Source organism: Streptomyces jeddahensis (assembly GCF_001642995.1).
GTDB lineage: Bacteria > Actinomycetota > Actinomycetes > Streptomycetales > Streptomycetaceae > Streptomyces > Streptomyces jeddahensis.
The window spans coordinates 1-12,385 of sequence record NZ_LOHS01000111.1; the positions used below are offsets into that span (position 1 = coordinate 1).

General features: G+C 67.1%; 11 protein-coding genes and 2 pseudogenes. 4 read left to right on the forward strand and 9 right to left on the reverse strand.

What is annotated here, in order from left to right; translation table 11 throughout:
• Positions 1 to 102 precede the first annotated feature (102 nt).
• Both STSP_RS25730 and STSP_RS25735 read right to left on the reverse strand, forming a co-directional pair.
• Positions 103 to 1,419: a COG1361 family protein gene (locus tag STSP_RS25730; RefSeq protein ID WP_067282734.1), complete on the reverse strand. Its 1,317-nt coding sequence runs from the start codon at positions 1,417 to 1,419 to the stop codon at positions 103 to 105.
• A 382-nt stretch (positions 1,420 to 1,801) separates the two neighbouring features.
• Positions 1,802 to 3,265 carry a sensor histidine kinase gene (locus tag STSP_RS25735; protein WP_078067504.1) on the reverse strand — a complete coding sequence of 488 codons (1,464 nt, stop codon included), beginning with the start codon at positions 3,263 to 3,265 and terminating at the stop codon, positions 1,802 to 1,804.
• A gap of 108 nt (positions 3,266 to 3,373) precedes the next feature.
• Here STSP_RS25735 and STSP_RS25740 point away from each other — a divergent pair, with 108 nt between their 5' ends.
• Positions 3,374 to 4,027 (forward strand): response regulator, encoded by a 654-nt coding sequence (locus tag STSP_RS25740; RefSeq protein ID WP_067282737.1) that lies wholly within the window; start codon positions 3,374 to 3,376, stop codon positions 4,025 to 4,027.
• Here the strand turns inward: STSP_RS25740 and STSP_RS25745 are convergent.
• Positions 4,005 to 4,409, reverse strand: coding sequence for a response regulator transcription factor (locus tag STSP_RS25745; protein ID WP_067282740.1), 405 nt, complete (start codon positions 4,407 to 4,409; stop codon positions 4,005 to 4,007). The genes STSP_RS25740 and STSP_RS25745 overlap by 23 nt on opposite strands.
• A gap of 314 nt (positions 4,410 to 4,723) precedes the next feature.
• Here STSP_RS25745 and STSP_RS25750 point away from each other — a divergent pair, with 314 nt between their 5' ends.
• Complete coding sequence (locus STSP_RS25750) at positions 4,724 to 5,068, forward strand: STAS domain-containing protein (RefSeq protein ID WP_232789791.1); 345 nt, start codon at positions 4,724 to 4,726, stop codon at positions 5,066 to 5,068.
• Between the two features lie 1,011 nt (positions 5,069 to 6,079).
• Here the strand turns inward: STSP_RS25750 and STSP_RS39290 are convergent.
• Positions 6,080 to 6,721: an HNH endonuclease gene (locus STSP_RS39290; protein ID WP_157902900.1), complete on the reverse strand. Its 642-nt coding sequence runs from the start codon at positions 6,719 to 6,721 to the stop codon at positions 6,080 to 6,082.
• Positions 6,722 to 7,020: 299 nt separating this feature from the next.
• Here STSP_RS39290 and STSP_RS25760 point away from each other — a divergent pair, with 299 nt between their 5' ends.
• The gene (locus STSP_RS25760) at positions 7,021 to 7,326 is read left to right on the forward strand and encodes a hypothetical protein (RefSeq protein WP_232789792.1); all 306 of its coding nucleotides are present in this window, start codon (positions 7,021 to 7,023) and stop codon (positions 7,324 to 7,326) included.
• Positions 7,327 to 7,470: 144 nt separating this feature from the next.
• Here the strand turns inward: STSP_RS25760 and STSP_RS25765 are convergent, their stop codons facing one another.
• The 4 genes and pseudogenes from STSP_RS25765 to STSP_RS37470 form a co-directional block, all read right to left on the reverse strand.
• A complete protein-coding gene (locus STSP_RS25765; protein ID WP_078067506.1) occupies positions 7,471 to 8,754 on the reverse strand; it encodes an IS256 family transposase in 1,284 nt (427 codons plus the stop codon).
• On the reverse strand, positions 8,747 to 9,340 hold the full coding sequence (locus tag STSP_RS25770; protein ID WP_067282749.1) for a hypothetical protein: 594 nt from the start codon (positions 9,338 to 9,340) through the stop codon (positions 8,747 to 8,749). Before STSP_RS25770 ends, STSP_RS25765 begins: the two co-directional genes overlap by 8 nt.
• Positions 9,341 to 9,370: 30 nt before the next feature.
• Positions 9,371 to 9,826, reverse strand: coding sequence for a hypothetical protein (locus STSP_RS25775; protein WP_067282751.1), 456 nt, complete (start codon positions 9,824 to 9,826; stop codon positions 9,371 to 9,373).
• Positions 9,827 to 9,858: 32 nt separating this feature from the next.
• Positions 9,859 to 10,036: pseudogene (locus STSP_RS37470) on the reverse strand (transposase); the annotation flags it as partial.
• 378 nt (positions 10,037 to 10,414) lie between these two features.
• Here STSP_RS37470 and STSP_RS37475 point away from each other — a divergent pair.
• Positions 10,415 to 10,669: pseudogene (locus STSP_RS37475) on the forward strand (helix-turn-helix domain-containing protein); the annotation flags it as partial.
• Positions 10,670 to 10,736: 67 nt separating this feature from the next.
• Here STSP_RS37475 and STSP_RS25780 read toward each other — a convergent pair.
• Entirely contained in the window at positions 10,737 to 12,224 is a 1,488-nt protein-coding gene (locus STSP_RS25780; RefSeq protein ID WP_157902901.1) for a hypothetical protein, read from the reverse strand.
• Positions 12,225 to 12,385 lie beyond the last annotated feature (161 nt).

Consider the following 12,385-nt stretch of genomic DNA (forward strand, 5'->3'; position numbering starts at 1 on the left):
CTCCCGCCCACCAGAACACGCTCAAGCCCACTCAAGCGGCAACAGCTCCATACCCCCGGTCCGGATGCGGACCGGGGGTTCCGGTGACGGGCCTCGGAACGGTCACTCGGAGGCGTTGAGCACCAGTTCGGCCTGAGCGTTGTGCGGCTTCGGGTCGTAGGGGGCCTGCCGCGAGGAGGCGTGAAGTGTGACGGCGCCGGTGGCGTTCGGGATCACCCGGTCGATGCGCAGTTCGAAGGGGAACTGCATCCGGTCCTCGGGGGCGGCCCAGTGCCGGAGTTCGCACCGGTACGTGGCGGATCCCTCCGCCCAGCAGTTCTCCGGCGCTGAGACGACCGTGGCGCCCTCGGGCACCGCCAGGGTGACCGTGCCGACCGGGTCACCGCTGCCGATGTTGGCGAACCAGGCGGGACCGCGGTTGCGGAACCCGATCGTGGCCGTGACCCTCTCCCCGGCCGCGCCGGTGACCTCGTCACCCTGCACGGCGAAGTCGGCCGTGTTCTCCGCGGTGACCGACGTGCTGGTGAAGTTGTCCTCGGGGTTTTGGTCCTGTGTGCCCTCGAGCGGCTGGACGCTGACATCGAGTCGCTCGATCAGGGCGTGGGACGCCACGGTGAGCCGCAGCGGCTCCGGGAGGGTGACGGTGGCGCCGGGCTCCACGACGGTGTCGAACGTGCAGTCCAGCAGGCCGCCCGGCATGTCCTCGGTGTCCAGGACGGGCGGGGTCCAGGCGCAGCCCGGGTCGGTGGTGGCGAACTCCAGGCCGTAGGTGTTCCACACCTGGAGGCGGAAGCCCTCCGCGGCCGCGTCGCCGTTGTTGGTGACCGTGACGGGTACGGTCAGAGAGGTCCCGGGGGCGACCGGGCCCACCGGCGCCGGCTCGGTGAGGCTCAGGTCCGGCGAAGGTACGGACTCGACCTTGACCGGTGTGCTGCCCCAGTGGGAGTACAGCACACCGTCCGGGCCGTCGGTCTCCGCCTGCGCATGGTGGCCGATGCTCAGCTCCGCACCGGCCGGGGCGCCCTCCATGGTCCGGAGCCCGAGGGTGACCTGGGGCCCGTCGTAGGTGCCGCCGATGTCGCCGACCTCCCAGATGTCGCACAAGGCGCTGGTGTTGTCCTCGGACAGGAAGCAGTTGTCCGGCACCGAGACCTCGGCCACGCCCGCCAGCTCCGACAGGTCGAGGGTGAGCACGCCGTTGGCGACGTGGTAGTCGCCGTTGTCGTGGTACAGGCCGAACGAGAGCTCTTGGTACGAGCCCGGCGTGGCGGACAGTGTCGCCCCTTCCGGGGACTGGACCCACAGCATGTCGCTCGCGGCGGAGGCCGGCGTGGTGCCGAGCACGGTGGCGCTCAGCGCCGCCACTGCGACGAGCGCGCACGCGCCGACCCGTCTCCTGCGGCCGGTGGCGGTTCTCATGGCAACTCCCAGGTTGTACGGAGATCCACCCCGTGGCGACGGTCCTGGGGACGTCCGTACGGAGTGATCGTTGCCGCTGTTGGACGGCCCGGGCCTGCCAAAGGTTGTGCCGGGCATGGGCGTTGACATGGGTTGATTGCGCGACGGCTTCGAGTACTACCGAACCCTCGAAGAATCCGCCCAGCAGGCCCAGCGCTGGCGCGACGAGGGACCGCTGACCATCCCGGTCCTGGCCATAGGCGGCCAGTACAGCACCGGCACCATGCCCGAGGAGGTCATGCGCATGATCGCCACCGACGTCACCGGGCTGGTGATTCCCGGAGCCGGTCACTTCCTGCCCGAGGAGGTTCCGCAGCAAGTACGGGGTGACATACCGGACGGTCTACGGCCCCGTCAGGGGGAGGTCGGCCCGCAGCGTGGTCCCCTGCCCGGCGGGGCTGTGGATCATGATCGTTCCGCCCAGGGCCTGGATGCGGTCGGTGAGCCCGACCAGCCCCGAACCGCGCCCAGGTGCGGCCCCTCCGACGCCGTCGTCACGGACCGACAGGTGCAGGCCGTCCTCGTCGGCCCGCACCTGGACGTGGGCGAGGGACGCACGGGCGTGCTTGGCAGTGTTGGCCAGCGCCTCGGAGACGACGTAGTACGCGGCGACCTCGACCGGCTCGGGCAGCCGGGTGGGGACGTCCACTTCCAGCTCGACCGGCACGAGTGAGCGGCGGGCCAGGGCCTTGAGCGCGGGAGGCAGGCCTCCCTCGGACAGGATCGCCGGGTGAATGCCGCGGGCGACCTCGCGCAGGTCATCCAGCGCCCCGGTCAGCGCGTCGGCGACCCGGGCCACTTTCTCCCGAAACTCCGGCATATCCGGGGGCACCGCAGCCTGGACGGACCGCAACTGAAGCATCACCGCCACCAGCCGTTGCTGGGTCGAGTCGTGCAGGTCACGTTCGATGCGGCGCCGGGCGCGGTCGGCTGCGGCCAGGATCCGGGCCCGCGAGGTGGCGAGTTCGGCGCGGCCTTCCTCCAGCCAGCTGGCCATGGCGTTGAAGCTGCGCTCCAGCACCCTGATCTCGCCGACCCCGGTCTCTGGCATACGCGCGGCCAGGTCCCCGCCGGCGAGCCGGCCGGCCATGGCTGCCGCCCGGCGGACCGGCCGCACGATCGCCCGGGTCAGATAGCCCGCGAACACGGTGATGAGCACAACCGACCCGGTAAGGCCAACGACAGCCGCCACCACCGCCCGGTCGGCGGCCGCATCGGAGTGCCGTTGCCGGGCTGCCGCAAGGTCGCGCTCGGTGGCCACGACGCGGTCGAACTCGGCGCGGATCGCGTCGACGCGCCGCTTGCCCTCCTCGGTCGCGGCCACGGTCCGCGCTGTGTCCGGGTTGCGGCGGGCGGCGTTCACCAGCGGCAGGGAGTAGTCCCGGATATATGAGGTGCCGTCCCGCTCGATCCGACGAGCCCGGGCCTGCTGTTCAGCGTTGCCGCCGGCCAGCCGTTCCAGCTCGCTGGCCTGCTCGGGGAAGGCGGCCCTGGCCTCCTGCCACGGCTGCAGGAACCGCTCCTGCCCGGTGAGGGCGAAGCCGCGCACGCCCGTCTCCAGATCCACGACGCGACGCTCGAGGTGGTTGGCCACCATGAGCAGTTTCTCGGACTGCTGCGCGAGTCGCTGCGCCCCGCGCAGGTCGGCGACCGAGAAGAGCAGGACGGCGAAGGCGGCGCCGACCAGGGCCATGAGCAGGCCGCTGGCGACGATCATGCGGGGGGTCAGCCCACCGTTCGTGCCGGTCTGCCGGGTATGCGAGGCAAGCAGGCGCACCAGTGCTCCCTCGGTGAGATGGTCTGCCAAGGCTCCTGCAGGGTGCTCACCGGACGAGGCTCACCGACAATGTTAGGCATGACGGCACGGAACCCGAGCCCGCACTGCTGGGTCCGGGGAGAACGGTGACGGTCTCCCATGACCGCGTTGCGTGTGGTCCTGGCCGAGGACGACGTCCTGCTGCGCGAGGGGTTGGCCAGCCTGCTGCAGCGGTCGGGCTTTGCGGTGGTGGGGCAAGCCGGCGACGGCGAGCAGCTGCTCGCCGCGGTCCGGGAGGCGATGCCCGAGCTGGTGGTGGTCGATATTCGGATGCCGCCGGCCCAGGCCACCGAGGGGTTGGAGGCGGCGCGCACCATCCGCCAGGAATTCCCCGAGACGGGCATCCTGGTTCTGTCGGCCCATGCCGAGGTGGAGCACGCGATGGAGCTGTTGGCCAGCGGTCGGCGGATCGGCTACCTGCTCAAGAGCCGTGTCGCTGACGTGCAGGAGTTCCTCGAGGCGCTGCAGCGGATCGCCAAGGGGGGGTCGGTGGTGGATCCCGCGCTGGTGCAGGAGCTGGTGACCGCCCGCCGTCGCCAGGACCCGCTGGCCGCGCTCAGCGAGCGCGAGCGCGAGGTGCTGGCGCTGATGGCCGAGGGCCGGTCCAATGCCGGCATCGCCCGACGGCTGTGGGTCACCGAAGGCACGGTCGAAAAGCATGTGCGCAGCATCCTGGCCAAGCTGGGGCTGCCGGAGACCGACGAGGATCACCGTCGCGTCCGCGCCGTGATCACCTTTCTGGAGGCCCGATAACCGAATCCCGGTGGCCGTCGTCCGCCGCGGAGAGCATGTCGTGGATCGCGCGGGCCGACAGGGCGGTCTTGGGCAGGAATCCCACCGCGGGGCTCGCCGCGATCAGGTCGGCGTACTCCTCCTCGGCGTGGCTGGAGATCAAGATGACCGGGGGCGGGGCCGGGCCGGTCTCGCGGTGGAGCCGGCCTGCCAGCTCCAAGCCGCTCTCGCCACCGAGGTCGATGTCCACGAGCGCCACATTCGGCCTGAGCTGCTCGGCCTGCTGCATGGCCTGCGCGCAGTCCGATGCCACGCCCACGACCGCGACGCCCTCGCACTCCAACAGGCCGCGAGCGGCGTCCCGGAAGTAGGGGCTGTCATCGACGATGAGGCAGCGCAGCATGAGTCTTAGGATCGCAGCGCGGGCACCCGGTCGGCATTCCTGCTAGCTGTATTCACCCGCACCGCTGCCGGCACCCCTGCTCGCCGAGGCGATGCACCGCCGCTGTTCCCCTGCGCTGATGGCCCCTCAAAGTCAGGCAGCGACCGGAAGCCATAGGGGGACGGGCGTCGGCAGTGCGAACTGCGTCGTTGCAGGCGACTGCCATCTCAGACTGCCGGCTAGCAGGGGGCGACAACCACCGCTGGCCGTGAAGACGCAACCCCCTTCGCACCGCGAAGCTGGATGCAATTCGAATGTCGGCAGCGGAGGCGAAGATGGCGGAGAAGGACGTGCCGGTGTACGACACCATGCACGTGGACTTGAAAGCCACCGGCCCCGGACGCTGCCAGGTGACGGTGACCGGGGAGCTCGACGTGGCCACCACCGGCGAGGCCCGCACCATCCTGCGCACCGCCCTGGACGGCTACCGGCACATCGTGGTCGACCTCAGCGGCCTACGGTTCTGCGATTGCTCCGGGCTCAGCGCGCTCCTGGCCGCCGCCCGCAACGCCCGGACCGTCGGTGTGGAGCTGCGGTTGCGGGCCGTCCCACGCACCCTTGCCCGCATCCTGCGGCTGACCGGCACCCACAGGGCCTTCACCATCGAGTCCGTGAGCTGATCCGCCCAGACACGTGCCGCTGTGACCCCCAGGGTGACGCGGGCTTCTGCGTTGCGCATCGGCGAGCGCTCGGTTCCGTCGAAGTCCGTTCCCGCCCTCAGCACCTCTTCGGCGAGCGCTGGGGTTCCGTCGTTTGGCCCCCCAAGGCATGACAGAGGCCCATTCGCGATCATGCGAATGGGCCTCTGACCAGCGTCGGGGTGGCGGGATTTGAACCCACGACCTCTTCGTCCCGAATAATGTGCGGAAAGATCGCTGGCCAGGAGCACTTGACTCCTGTGCAGGTCAGGGCGTTGGTACGAGTTGGTTCCGGTGGGTGGAGATCCGCACGGCTTTCTTGATCCACTCCCCGCTCACTCCCCAGGGAGTCCGCACCCCGTTCGGTGGCGTTCGTAGGCGTTCGCGCGGCAGCTCAGATGGGGCGTGCGTACAGCGGTGAACGCCAGGGTCCGTCAGTGCACTGGATAAAGACCAGGACCACGATCGCCTTCACCCATCCGTGGCTGTACGTCTCTTCGGCCTCTACTGCTGGGTGGCGTAGGCGTTTTTAAGAGCGTTGCGGCGGCAGGACCGAAACCTGCTCTGAACTGCAGTGGAAACGCTCTTGCGGCGTTGTCATGTGGCCTCTGGCCCACACATGGCCCACTACTCCCAAGTTCGCCGGCCCGGCTGCGACACTGCGACCTTCGGTTCGAGCCGTCCGATGGGGGCGACACCTGCTTTGTAAGCCTGGTGGTGTGGGGCAGCGAGGGTGCCCAGGTCACTCCAGCTATAGGAGGTGATCAGGTCAGCGGCGCATCTCGACTGCGGCGAACCGCCATTGACCGTGATTGACTGCCCGATGTGGCACGGCTGTGGCACGGCTCCGCCCCCTGATGCAAACTACGGGCGGGGAGGTCGCTGCGGTGTGCCCGACTGGTCAGCCGGTCATCAAGGAGCGGTGGCCGTCGGTTGCGGTCGGTAGGGTTGCTGTACTTCGTTGCTGTACAGCGCCTGAACGCGACGGCCAGGTCAGCGGCGTTTCCAGACCTTGCCGTCCCGGCCACACCTACTGACTTCACCGGTGCACATTCGGATCTCCGTCGTGGTCAGGAGCACGTGATAGTGGACCGCAGAGTCGGCTGACACGATCAGGTTTGGCTTCTCGGTGATGAGACCCAGTTCGTACCCCTGTGCGATCCACGTCAGCGGCCATACGCAGGAATTGACGTCGACAGCATGCGAGTGCTTCCGCTTGCCATCGACCTTGTGGGTACACCGATTGGGGCGGCCCGAAAGCTCCGTGCCGACGAAATTGATCAGCCGTGATAGAACGTCGGGCTCCTGTACAGCCGCGTCCCGGTAGCCTCTTACCTCAGCCTCGGTCACGTCCTCCCACTGCACGCCGTCGTAGAGCGTGTGGCAGTTGGCGCAGAGCGGAAGCACGTTGCCAAGATGATGAAAGTGGCGTAGGGCTTCGCCGTAGTGCCAGGCCTCGGGTGGTGCAATGCCGTTGACCTCCTTGCCGGCGACGGCTACGCATCTAGGCCAATTCATGATGTGCGCCATCTCCAACGGCCGCCGTTCTCCACACCGGAGGCACTGTTCGCCAAATATGCGAAATGTCGCCTGGCGAAGGTACTCAGGGTTACCCGGACGCTCGAACGCTGCCATGCCATGACGGTACGTCCTGAGTCTGGCCTCGCTGTCCACTTCCGCAGCCCCTGAGGGGCCGGCGGAAATGAACGATCTTGAAAACCGTCGTGGCGCAAGCCACCGTGGGTTCAAATCCCACACCCACCGCATGGTGAAACGGCCTCTGACCAGCCAACTGGTCGGGGGCCGTTCGCATGTCCGTGCACTGTGAGCGCCCGGTGTTTCCCGTGATTCCCCGCTCGATCGGGCACGTGGCGGGCACGGCGCTTGCCAGGGGCGGCTGCTGGGCTTCACCCCCATGCTGCTTTGATCAGCGCGTGACTCCCAATGATGAGCCGACTGGCGACAGATCGGGGCAGATGAGTCTTGCCGTCGTTTTCGGCGGGGCTTCCGTTGCGTTCTGGTTCTGCTGCCCGTTCTGGATGCTCGTCTGGCTGCTGGCCTTGCCGCTGGGACTGACAGGCCTTGTCCGGGGTTCCATCGAATACCGCGCCGCCTCGCGTCAAGGCGCGAGCCGTGCTCAGCCTCTGACCGGCCTGGTGCTCTCGTCCGTGGGGACAGTGGCTGCGGTCGCGTACATGGTCTTTGTGTTCACGCATCCGGACCTGCTGATTCAGGAGTAGGTCGGCGGAGCGGCTTTGGGCTGGAGCTGCTTTGGCGCGAGTGATCATGGCCCATTACGCTGGCCCGCGGATCGGGCAGGTTTGTGAGCCTGCCCGTTACTGAGCGGGTGTGTCCAGCCAGTGGTGTAACTCGGTTGTCGGGTTCTAGCGGCGGGCGGCCGAGAGCCGTCCGTCGAAGGTGATGTCGAACGCCTGCAGTGCTGGCTTCCACCGGATCGCCCAGCGCCGCCGTCCTGTCCCGGTTGGGTCCAGGCTCATCACCGCCAGATAAACGCACTCCAGCGCGGCCTGCTCCGTCGGAAAGTGCCCACGGGCGCGCACAGCCTTGCGGATACGGGCGTTGATCGACTCGATGGCATTGGTGGTGCACACGATCCGGCGGATCTCCACGTCGAACCGCAGGAACGGCACGAACTCCGACCAGGACGACTCCCACAACCGCACGATCGCCGGGTATTTCTTCCCCCACACCTCGGCAAACTCCATGAACCGCTCCAGCGCGGCCTCTTCGGTCGGCGCGGTGTAGACCGGCTTCAGTCCACGCGCGATCTTCTCCCAGTCCTGCCGCCCGCAGTACTTGAACGAGTTGCGCAACAGGTGAACGACGCACGTTTGCACGATCGTCGCAGGCCAGACCGCATTGACCGCGTCCGGCAACCCCGTCAACCCGTCGCAGACCAGCATCAGCACGTCCGCGGCGCCGCGGTTCTTGATCTCGGTCAGCACCTGGAGCCAATATTTCGCGCCCTCGCCCCCGTCGCCGACCCACAGGCCGAGGATGTCGCGGTGGCCCTCGGCAGTGACCGCCACGGCCATGTAGACGGGCCGGTTGGCGACCTGCCCCTCCCTGATCTTCACGTTCACGCAGTCGATAAAGACGACCGGGTAAACCGCGTCGAGCGGCCGGTTCTGCCATTCCGTCATCCCCGCGACCACGCTGTCGGTGATGGTGGAGATGGTCTGCTTGGAGACGTTTGCCCCGTAGACCTCGGCCAAATGGGCGGAGATCTCGCCGTGGGTCAGGCCCTTCGCGGACAGGGACAGCACCATCTCATCGATACCGGCAAGGCGCTTCTGGCGCTTCTTGACCATCATCGGCTCGAAGGTGCCGGCCCGGTCCCGGGGCACCTCGATCTCGACGGTGCCGATTTCGGTGGTCACGGTCTTGGCTCGGTGGCCGTTGCGGTAGTTCTCCCTTCGCCCGTCCTCGGCCCGCTCGCCGTTCTCGTGGCCCAGGTGGTCGGTGATCTCGCCCTCCAAGGCGGACTCCAGCAGCTTCTTGGTCAGCTGCTGCAGCAGACCGCCCTCGCCAGCCAGCTTCATCCCGCCGTCCTTTGCACGGGCCATCAGCTGCTGGATCAGGGCGTCGTCCACGACCTCGTCCACGGGTACCTCCGGGGCCTTGGTGTCACTCACCACGTCAGTCATCAACGGTCGCTTCCAGCTCGGGAGTTACACCAGTGACCGTACAGTCCCGCTGCACGCGGTACGCGCCCGCCCGTGGGTGCTGCTGCGCGCCCGATTCGCAAAGGAACTCGCATCGCATGACCACCGACACGCAGGACTCGGCAGCAAGCGCGTCGACCAGACGCCGCAGCGCGAGCAGCGCGGAGTCGGCCCCGGGAGTGCCGGCCGACTCGAGGACGGCCGCAGCCGGATCGAGGACGTCGACCAGGCGCCCGGCCCGAATGGCGGGAGACACCGCGCGCAGCGAAGCCCGGAAAGAGTCAGGGCTCCAGCGGGCCCGCGCCAGGCCCTCGGCGAGCGCGCGTTCCTCCGTGGCCGGGTGCCAGGTCCCGTCCTCGTACCCCTCCAGCAGTCCAGCGACGTCACTTTCGAGTGCGGCTGTCATCGCGGTCGTCATCATGCCCGGTCCAACGATGACCAGGCGCTCGCCGTGACGGACCTCTGCCGGGTACGCCTCCTGCAGCGCGTGGCCGGCGCCGAGTTCACCGCCGAGTGCCTCGTGGACCGCTCCGGCCAGGCGTCGGGGATCACTGCTCCCTGCCGCCACCCCCCCGCCCGCCCGGGTGGGCGATCGCGTCTACGCGTAGACGTAGAAGTCGAACCCGGTGCAGACCTCCTCCGAGCCCTTCACCAGGCACGCGTCGAGCATCATCCGGTGCCCCTCGGTGATGTCGCCGGTCTGCCACGGGGTCGTGTAGGGGGACGCGTGTCCCGCCGTCGAAGCCACGCGGTAGACCTGGGCGCTCATGACGGTCCCCTCGACGCCCCACCCGTCGGCCCCGCCGTCATGCGCCCGGAGCGCGTCTCCGGGGGTGCCGAAGCTGTCCGGGTCCGAGTTCCAGTTCACATATCCGGCGTAGTTGCCGTCGGCGTAGAGGTAGACGACGACCGAATCGTAGTCCTGATACCAGCTCGTCGTGTAGGTGAGCCGGGGCGCTGCCGCGGCGGTGCCCGCGCCGGCGCCGAAGGAGACGCCGACCATCACGGCGGTCGCCGCCAGCAGGGTGACGATCCGGTTCCTCATCTTGGCCATCAGAAGCCCTTCCGCATCAGAGCGATCAAAGTCGGGCCGCGATCTTGGCATGTGCAGGCCGATGTGGCAACGAACTATCGCGGCCAGCACCTCACGGTCACCGTGCCGACGCCTGCCACCGCCTTGAGGCCGGGCCGGCGCCTCCGGCACCACTCGCTGGAACAGCTCCCACAACTCGTCCGGTACCAACCGCTCAACGATCCCCACCACAGCCGACGACCTATCCAGCCAAATGAGATGAGTTGTAAAGTCGTGGAGCCGACCGCCCCAGCCACAGAGGGTTTCTCCTGCTCAGCCCGCTGCACGTAGCGCGCCGCCTGGCGCGGCCAGCCGGGGCGGAGACAGGAGGCAGGCCGCGCCGCAAAGGCGGCGCGCGCCCGCGCCGTGCGCGGGCCTTTATCAAGTAGGGCAAGTTCTACCGCGCTTGGACAGGGACGGTCCTCAAGACCGACATGTGTCCCGGGCGTTCACCTGCTCTGACTTGCACAGCGAGCACGCGCGAGGCATTCTGCGGGCCCTCTGGCCCGCACATGGCCCATGGGCCTTAGGTTCTAGCGATCGTCGCAACACCCCAGCTAAAGGGGGGCGATGTTCGAGATCCGCAAGACCCGGACGGGGGCTCAGGGCCGCAGGAAGGTGACCCGTGAGCGGGAAGAATACGCCCGGCTCGTGCAGCAAGGCGTGAGTTACACGGAGGCGGCCAGGGCCGTCGGCATCAACCTCCGCACGGGAAAGCGATGGCGTAACGGCCGGAACCCCTCCGGCCGGCAGAAGGCGGCAGCACCGGCCAGACCGGTGGTGCCGCCTTCTGGTGCGTCCCGGTACCTGCGTGAAGCCGACCGGAGGCGTCCTCACCCTCCACCTCACGTCTCAAGCTGAGGTTGGAAGCGGCTCACTGGCGGACAGGTGGCTATTTCTTGGATGCTTGCAGGAGTTGAGCGATGGTGCGCTCAGTAAATGTGTCTACGGTCTTCATTCCGTACGGTGCTTGTTCGGCATCGCTGAGGGTCTGTGCGAGGTTCTCATGAGGAGAGATGCTCACCTCCATGTATGGGTCGGTATCTCCCTTAGCGAACCCATTACCCTCTCTCCACTGTGGCAGGACCCACCAGGCGGATGCGTAGTCCTCAGCGTGCGTGAGATTGAGCATTTCACTGCTGCGGTAAATCCTGGAGTAATAGCGATAGAACTCGTCACCCGGGGCTGCCACCCACTCGGGGGCGTCCCCTGTGTGCTTCCCGTCTTTCGATCCCGTATCCCAGGAGGCTTTATGTGAGACTGGGTAGCTGTTTCCCAGCTTGCCTCTGTCGGCCCTGACATAGGAGATGATCGCGTAGACTTCAACACGGCCGATCCCAGACTTTAGAGGAACGTCGATGATGGGGTCTTTTGAGAAGTCGTCACCGGGGTCGAGCCTGGCGCCCGGGTCTACAATCTCTCCGGTCCCCAACATGCGGGAAGGTGAGTAAGTGACATGCCTCAGCGTCTTGCTGTTATACCACAGATCATTTTTCCATTCCCTCATGCTGTTGCCTTCAGTGTTCAATTTTGTCGGATAGCCTTTAACCCTCCACATGGTGCCCACCACGTCAATTGGCACCGAACCGGTGTTCCGAAACTCGACGTGTGTTGGCACGTGAAGAACCGCGCCATCCGCGCTCATCGTCGGATTCCCGATGGAGACGCCGAAGGGTACCTTCACGGGGGTGCTATACGGGACGAACATTTGCGAATAGGCAAGGCCCGCGGCCCCGACGATTCCGGACACCGCAGCGCCCAGCGCGACTGTCCTGGGATGCGGAATCTTTTGCCAGACCTTCTGCCGGGTCAAAGCCCAAAATGCCCAGACCGACCAGAGCGCCAGACCGATCCACAGCCAGAAATACGAGGTGTTGTAGTCCCCGCCCTCGATCTGAATGACCAGGAACATCAGATTCGTGCCCATCACGGACCCGACGCCCACAAGAGTTGCCTCGCCCGAGTACCGCAAGACCCTCTTCCCCCAGTAGTCCCATAGGACAAGAGCAGCGACGATCTCCACCAACGCAGCGGCCAACAAGATGACGCCCATCACGCGCCCGCCGTACGCCAGCGCATTAAACGCATCCTTGATGCCCACATACAACAGCACGGCAACGGATGTAAGAAGCCCCAGAGCCATGACCACCGCCGCAGCACGCCTCTTCCAAGGATGGTCGGGCCAGCACGTCTGGTCGGCTACCCAGTGGACGCGGCCCGGGTTGTCGAGGTTGATATCCGGTGGTAGGCCCGCGTGCCGCAGAATTCTTCGCAATTCTTTGAGCGACCAGGCTCGGCCGTCGGTTTCGCCTTGGATACTCACGGTCCGCAGGCCGCGGTCGTCCGGCGCCTGCACGACGACAAGAGGTTGCTTCTTCATAGTCAAACATTGACTCTGCCCCGGTGGCCACGTCCGCGATGACACACGCCCTTACTGCATCAAGCCGGTGGCGTCGAGGGCTGTCCTGACCGCGCTATGGCAAGTGCTCGCCCACCAGCTGTGCATGCGAGAGGGCCGGCACCTTGTACGGGCCCTCTCGC

Coding starts and splice junctions, on each gene's coding strand:
- STSP_RS25745 (WP_067282740.1), bottom strand. CDS start 4,409: ATGCTGCGCTGCCTCATCGTCGATGACAGCCCCTACTTCCGGGACGCC.
- STSP_RS25750 (WP_232789791.1), top strand. CDS start 4,724: ATGGCGGAGAAGGACGTGCCGGTGTACGACACCATGCACGTGGACTTG.
- STSP_RS25740 (WP_067282737.1), top strand. CDS start 3,374: ATGACCGCGTTGCGTGTGGTCCTGGCCGAGGACGACGTCCTGCTGCGC.
- STSP_RS25765 (WP_078067506.1), bottom strand. CDS start 8,754: ATGACTGACGTGGTGAGTGACACCAAGGCCCCGGAGGTACCCGTGGAC.
- STSP_RS25730 (WP_067282734.1), bottom strand. CDS start 1,419: ATGAGAACCGCCACCGGCCGCAGGAGACGGGTCGGCGCGTGCGCGCTC.
- STSP_RS25775 (WP_067282751.1), bottom strand. CDS start 9,826: ATGGCCAAGATGAGGAACCGGATCGTCACCCTGCTGGCGGCGACCGCC.
- STSP_RS39290 (WP_157902900.1), bottom strand. CDS start 6,721: ATGGCAGCGTTCGAGCGTCCGGGTAACCCTGAGTACCTTCGCCAGGCG.
- STSP_RS25780 (WP_157902901.1), bottom strand. CDS start 12,224: ATGAAGAAGCAACCTCTTGTCGTCGTGCAGGCGCCGGACGACCGCGGC.